The sequence below is a fragment of the Micromonospora sp. NPDC049580 genome (genome assembly GCF_040675595.1).
Classification (GTDB): domain Bacteria; phylum Actinomycetota; class Actinomycetes; order Mycobacteriales; family Micromonosporaceae; genus Micromonospora.
Map to the genome: position 1 here is coordinate 1 of NZ_JBFAPG010000456.1, position 5209 is coordinate 5209.

A 5209-nucleotide genomic window follows, 5' to 3' on the forward strand; every position below is an offset into this window, starting at 1 on the left:
GGCCGAGGCGGGCCAGCTCAGCGCCGACCCGGGGGCGGCGCTGCGGGCGATCGCGGGCAGCGGCCGCACCGCGCTGAGCGAACTGGACACGCTCGTCGTGCACCTGCGCGATCCGCACGCGGCGATCGCGGTGAGCGCGCCGCCCCGCCTGTCCGATATCGACGAGCTGCTCGCGCAGCCGCTGCGCCAGCAGGGCGTGGCGGTACGGGTACGTGTGGACCCGGAGCCGGGTCTGGACGAGATCGGCGTGTTGACCGCCTACCGCATCGCCCAGGAGGCCCTCACCAATATCGCCCGCCACGCGAAGGCCACAGCGGCCTGGATCGAACTGGTCCGCGTCGGCGACCACGCCCGTCTACGGGTCAGCGACGACGGCGTCGGGCCGCCCCAGACACCCAGGCGCGGTTCGGGCCTGCTGGGCATCGAGGAGCGCGTGCGGGCGCGCGGTGGAAGCTGGGAGCTGACGCGGCGACCCGGCGGCGGCACCCTGGTGCAGGTCACCCTGCCGGTGGCGAACCCGTGATCCGGGTAGCGATCGTCGACGACCAGCAGCTGGTCCGCGACGGCTTCGGCCTGATCCTGCGGTCCCAACCCGACATCCACGTCGCCGCCGAGGCCGCCGACGGCCGGCAGTTCCTCGACGCCGTGCGTCGCGACCCCCGCATCGACGTCGCCCTCGTGGACATCCGCATGCCGGTGCTCGACGGTCTGCAGGCCACCCGCGAGCTGGCCGCGATCCCGCACGCCCCGGCCGTGATCGTCGTGACCACCTTCGACGACGACGCCTACGTCCTGGACGCCATCGCCTCCGGCGCGCGCGGGTTCCTCCTCAAGCGGTGCAGCGCAGCCGATCTGATCGCCGCGGTACGCACCGTCGCCGCCGGCGAGGCGATCCTCTCCGCCGAGGTCACCGGCGCCGTTCTCGACCGGGTACGCGCTATCGGGCCGGCCACCCGCGTGGACCTGGCGGTCTACCAGCTGACCCCGCGGGAGACCGACGTGCTCGCCCTGATCGGTGCCGGGCTCAACAACAACGAGATCGCCGAGCGCCTCTTCCTCTCGATGAGCACCGTCAAGACCCACGTCACCAATGTGCTGGCCAAGACCGGCAGCCGTGACCGAGTGGGCGCCGCCATCCTGGCGATCCAGGCCGGCCTGACACCCTGACCCGTCGGCGGAAGCGGGCCGGAAGACGATCGTCGATCGTCGATCGTTCGGGAGGCGGGCATCCGCCACCTAGGATTGCGCGCGACGTGAACCGCCGCACCCGAGGAGTCGGACCTGATGCGCTCGACGACGGTCCTGCTGGAGCGTCTGCTCCGGCCCAGGATGCGCGACATCGTCACAGTGGAACCGGTGACGGGCGGGATCGCTGCGCTCGCGGGCATCGCCACCCGCCGGGACGCGCCGCCGGTGTTCGTCAAGGCCTTCGCCGACGCTCCGGCCGACGACGTCTTCGTCGCGGAGGCCGAAGGGCTGGCCGCCCTCCGCGAACTCGGCGGTGTGGCGACACCCGAGGTGATCCTGGCGGACCAGGAACTGCTCGTCTTGTCGATGCTGGGGCCGAGGCCGCGCAGCGAGGTCTTCTGGGAGCAGTTCGCCCACGTCCTCGCGCGCATGCACATGAGCACGACCCATCCTCGCTTCGGCTGGCACCACGACAACTGGCTGGGCCGTCGCCGCCAGATCAATACCTGGAATGACGACGGCTACGCCTTCTTCGCACAGCACCGGCTGCTTCGGTGGCTCGGGCAGCCGCGCGTCGAGGCGGCACTGGACGCGGGCGACCGGACGGCGCTGGAGCGGTTGTGTCACCGGCTGCCCGACCTGCTGCCGGACCGGCCGGCCTGCCTGACGCACGGCGACCTGTGGGTACAGAACATCCTGGCCACTCCGGACGGGCAGCCCGCGCTGATCGATCCGGCCGTGTCGTACGTGTGGGCCGAGGTCGACCTCGCCCACGTGTGGTCCACCTCGCCTCCGCCCGAGGCGCGACGGATGTTCGAGGTCTACGCGGAGCTGACCTCGCTCGACAGCGGTTGGCAGGCCCGCATGCCGATCATCCAGCTGCGGCAACACCTCGCCGTGCTGGCCCAGTTCGGCGACGACTGGGGCGCGGCCGACCAGATCCGCGCCGTCCTCGCCCCATTCCGGAAGCGATCCTGACCGCGGTCGCGCGCGTCGGGCGACGGGTCAGGGCGTCCAGCGCACGCCCGGGTTCACCCGCCCGGACCAGTCGAAGACCGCCATGTTGTCCCACTGGTTTCCGGTGCCGTTGATGTTGGCCGGATCCCAGCCGTTGCCGTTGACGGCGTACCAGGTCGGCTCCCAGTAGAAGACACCGACGGCTCCCGCGTTGCGGGCCGTGTTCTGGACCCAGTCGAACTCCTGGGCCTGCCCGGACCAGGTCGCGCTGATGCCGTCACAGGTCGCGTCGCCGATGGCGTTCGGCTCGCTGTCCGCGTTGTTCCGGGTGAAGGGGTACGCGGTCTCCACGATCACCACCGGCTTCCCGTAGCGGCCGCGCAGGTCGACGATGTTGTTGTAGAGGTTCGCCAGGGTCCCGTGCCACATGCAGTAGTACGACAGGGCCGTGATGTCCCACTGCACACCCTGGGCGCGGATGCCGTCGTAGAACCATCGCGCGTTGGCGTTGCTGTCGGCGTCGGCGGTGTGGATCATCACCGGGATGCCGCTGCCGCACGCCTTGGTCGCGTTGTAGCCCTGCTTGAGCAAGCCGGCCAGCGGGGCGAAGTCGTTGTTGACGACCTTGCCCTCGTCCCACAGCATCCCGACGTTGATCTCGTTGCCGATCTGCACACTGTCCGGTGGGGTGCCCTGCCCTCGGAGGCTGGAGCAGACGTCGTAGGTGAAGGTGTAGACGTCGGTGCGCAGTTGACTCAAGCTGTGGCCGACCCAGGCGGCCGGCTTGTACTGCTTGCCGGGGTCGGCCCAGGTGTCGGAGTAGTGGAAGTCGATGAGCACTTTGAGGCCCTTCGCCCTGGCCGCCCTCGCCTGGGCCAAGACCCGGCTCTTGTTGTTGTAGCCGCTGATCGGGTTGTTCCAGACGCGCAGTCGGACGTAGTTGACGCCGACGGACTTCAGGATGTCCAGTGGGTCGCGGGCGACACCGCCGGCGTCGTAGTACCTGGCGCCCAGATCGAGGCTGCGCTGCAACGAGGAGACGTCGGCGCCCCGCATGCTGAGCGTGTTCGCAGCGGAGGCCGGCGCGGTCGTACCGCCGAATGTGGTCGAGGCGGCGAGGATGCCGGCCGTGACAGCCCCGAGCAGTGCTCTGCGGCGGCGGTGGGGTGTGCTCACGAGAATCCTCCAATGGGGACGCGCTCAGCCCACCGCGCAGGGAGCGCCGTTCAACGAGAAGCTGGTCGGCGGCGCGTCGCTGGTGCTCCACCGCCCCTGGACGCCGAAGCTCGCCGAGCCGTTCGGCGCGAGGACGCGGTTCCAGTCGACGTTACGGGCGGTCACGGTGGCGCCGGTCTGGCCGACCGTGGCGTTCCACCCCGAGATGACCTGCTGGTCTCCCGGGAAGCTGAAGGTGACGATCCAGCCGTCGACCGGTGCCGCGCCAGTGTTCTGGACCGTCACCGTGGCCACGAAGCCGCCGTGCCACTCGGACTGGTTCCGGTAGGTGACCCGGCAGGTCGGGGGCGGCGGGGGCGGCGGAGTGGACGTCGTGGGCAGGGCGACCGTGTTGGACGCGATCGACACGTTGCCCACCGCGTCCCGGGCCCGTACGTAGAACAGGTTGCGAAGCGGCGTCGACGGGGGTAGCGACGCCGTGTACGTCGTTCCCGGCACGGTGGCGATCAGCGTCGAGGTGAACCAACCGTCGAACTGGTAGACGTTGTACCCGAGCACGCCGACGTTGTCCGTCGACGGCGACCAGGACAGCATGGCGGTCGAGGCAGTCACCTCGCCGACGGTCAGGTTCTGCGGGGCGCTCGGCGGGGTGGTGTCCGGGCCGGTGTCCGTCACCGGGGTGACCACGGTCAGCGCGTCTGTCGAGGCCGAGCGGTGTCCCAGGCTGTCCCGCGCGGCCACCCGGAACGAGTACTGCTTGCCCGGCCGGAGGTAGTTGCTGATCGTGGTGGTGGTGACGGCCCCGACGCTGGCGCTGTAGATGACGTCGTCGAACGCCTGGTAGTACGTGATGTCGTACCCGGTGACGGCGCAACAGCCCGGCCTGGCGGCCGTCCAGGTGAGGGTGACCGACCCGGTCCGGACCTCGCTGGCGGTCAGGTTCGTGGGCGCGCTCGGCGGGAAGGGCGAGGTGCTCGGCGTACTGGGCGCCGTGGTTGGCGTCGGAGGCGCGGTCGCGGTCGGCGCCGCGGGCCCGCCGGGGGCCGGGACGATTCCGGGGTACGCGGCCGGCGGCGCGGCCCCGGCGTCGGCTGCCGGAGCGGCGCTGATCGCGGTGGTGAGCACCGCCGTCGACACCACGACGGCGGCCAGCAGACCCGGCAGTAGGCGGCGGATCAGCGAGGACGGGAACACGCCTGTCATACGTCGACGATCCCGCCATGTATCGATGATCGCCAACGTATCTCACGCCTCGGTCGGCGACCATGCGCGGGTCCCACCCGAGTCCTTGACGTCTCACAGCGGGGCGGGACAGCGCTGCCGGACGACTGTCACGCCGGCTCGGGTACGCCTCCGGGCTCGCCGTCGTCGGGCATCGGTTCAGTCGGCGCGGCCGGCAGTTCATTCGGCGTACCGGGAAGCAGCTCTTCGGCGGTCTCCGGAACGGGCTCGCGAGGATCGAGGGGTGGATAGACGTCCGGATCGAGGTCAGGATTGGTCATCGGGGAAGTATCCAGCACGACAGTCGCCACCGCCTGTCGAGGCGGTCGCCGCGGCACCCGGGCACCGGTCCCCTCGGCGGCCCCGGACACGGCTGGGCGCCCCGGAGCCGCCGGCGTCGGCGACGACCCGCCCGCTATCTGTAAACAACCCTTGCTATTAAGCCACACGAACGTCAATATGTGGAGGTCACGGGTCGCCGAAGCCGGAGAGTGAGCCATGAAAAGCCGTCGGATTTTCGCAGTGGTGGCCGGGGCGGCGATGACCGTCACGGCCGCCGTCGCCTTCGTCCCCAGCAGCATGGCGGCCGTGCCCTCGGCCAACGCCGTCGCGCTGGTCGCCTGCACCGCGCCTGCCTGGTAGGTGGTGCCCTCGGCCCAGGCCGGCG

General features: G+C 70.6%; 6 protein-coding genes. 3 read left to right on the forward strand and 3 right to left on the reverse strand.

Going from position 1 to position 5209, the window contains the following annotated elements:
• The 3 genes from AB0J68_RS26685 to AB0J68_RS26695 form a co-directional block, all read left to right on the forward strand.
• Positions 1 to 523 (forward strand): ATP-binding protein (locus tag AB0J68_RS26685; protein ID WP_363941034.1); only part of this gene is annotated, 523 nt, incomplete at its 5' end.
• Entirely contained in the window at positions 520 to 1167 is a 648-nt protein-coding gene (locus AB0J68_RS26690) for a response regulator transcription factor (protein WP_363941036.1), read from the forward strand. The genes AB0J68_RS26685 and AB0J68_RS26690, both read left to right, overlap by 4 nt.
• A gap of 117 nt (positions 1168 to 1284) precedes the next feature.
• Positions 1285 to 2166 (forward strand): fructosamine kinase family protein, encoded by an 882-nt coding sequence (locus AB0J68_RS26695; protein WP_363941039.1) that lies wholly within the window; start codon positions 1285 to 1287, stop codon positions 2164 to 2166.
• 27 nt (positions 2167 to 2193) lie between these two features.
• On the opposite strand, the gene AB0J68_RS26700 is transcribed toward AB0J68_RS26695, so the two are convergent.
• From AB0J68_RS26700 to AB0J68_RS26710, 3 genes are all read right to left on the reverse strand, one after another.
• On the reverse strand, positions 2194 to 3321 hold the full coding sequence (locus AB0J68_RS26700; RefSeq protein ID WP_363941041.1) for a glycosyl hydrolase 53 family protein: 1128 nt from the start codon (positions 3319 to 3321) through the stop codon (positions 2194 to 2196).
• A gap of 24 nt (positions 3322 to 3345) precedes the next feature.
• Positions 3346 to 4524, reverse strand: a complete 1179-nt coding sequence (locus AB0J68_RS26705) for a cellulose binding domain-containing protein (protein WP_363941044.1) — start codon at positions 4522 to 4524, stop codon at positions 3346 to 3348.
• A gap of 128 nt (positions 4525 to 4652) precedes the next feature.
• Positions 4653 to 5209, reverse strand: a 557-nt coding sequence (locus AB0J68_RS26710) for a hypothetical protein (RefSeq protein WP_363941046.1), incomplete at its 5' end; no start/stop codon positions are given.

Coding starts and splice junctions, on each gene's coding strand:
- AB0J68_RS26695 (WP_363941039.1), top strand. CDS start 1,285: ATGCGCTCGACGACGGTCCTGCTGGAGCGTCTGCTCCGGCCCAGGATG.
- AB0J68_RS26705 (WP_363941044.1), bottom strand. CDS start 4,524: ATGACAGGCGTGTTCCCGTCCTCGCTGATCCGCCGCCTACTGCCGGGT.